We start from the raw sequence: 787 nt of genomic DNA, 5'->3' as shown, positions 1-787 counted from the left end.
CCGCCACAGCGGCCCTACCCACCACCGGCCGACCCGCCTCGGAGCAGGCTGTCACCGGTACGACCAGGGCGGGCCTGGTGGCCGACGGCCAATCGGCGGCCGACCTACAGACCGCCGACCACCCCGCCATGGCCCTGCCCAACGCGAACCCCCCGGGCACCGGCCCATGCACACCCGGACTGCGTGCTGACGGCCCGGCTGTCACGGGCCGACCCAACACCGGCCCCCCGGTGAGCGGCCACCCGGCCGACGTCCGGCCCACCGGCGACCCCGTCGCAACCGGCCTCCCGGGCACCGGCCCGGGTACGCCAGGGCTGCCCGCCGGCGGCCGGCCCGCGGGCGGCTCCGGCTCAGCAGAGTTGACGGTCACCGGCCACCCGACCGCCGGCCCGGCGGGGGCCGCCGGGTCCGCGGTGGGTCCCGTGGCCGGTGGGCAGGGCGACAGCGGCCGGCCCGGCGGTGACATGGCGGTTGGCGGGCGGCCGCCCGGGGCCGGTCCGGCGGCTGGTGGCCAGGAGGCCAAGGGCGGCGGTGACGGGTTCGGGGATCTCACGGATCTCGATGCCTTCCTAGAGGAGGTCTACTTCGAGCGGCAAGCGCCCCCCCGTACCGAACGCGTCAAGAGGGGAGCCTCCGGGCATGGCGAGGACCTGCCAGGTCCGGAGGCGGCGGGGGATGGGGAGCGGCAAGACGACCGTACGGCGCCCGAGAAACCCGGCCGAACCCGTCCAAGCAGGCGGACAAAGGCCACCGGACCAGACGAGAAGGCCCCCGACGCCCCCGAAGC

1 pseudogene is annotated in these 787 nt (G+C 77.0%); it reads left to right on the top strand.

The features are described from left to right. Positions 1–787 (top strand): annotated as a pseudogene (locus C1I98_RS42415) (hypothetical protein); the annotation flags it as partial.

It is taken from the genome of Spongiactinospora gelatinilytica (genome assembly GCF_003236385.1).
GTDB lineage: Bacteria > Actinomycetota > Actinomycetes > Streptosporangiales > Streptosporangiaceae > Spongiactinospora > Spongiactinospora gelatinilytica.
Note: the sequence above shows the minus strand (reverse complement) of the source record. Positions and strands in the feature narration are given on the sequence as shown.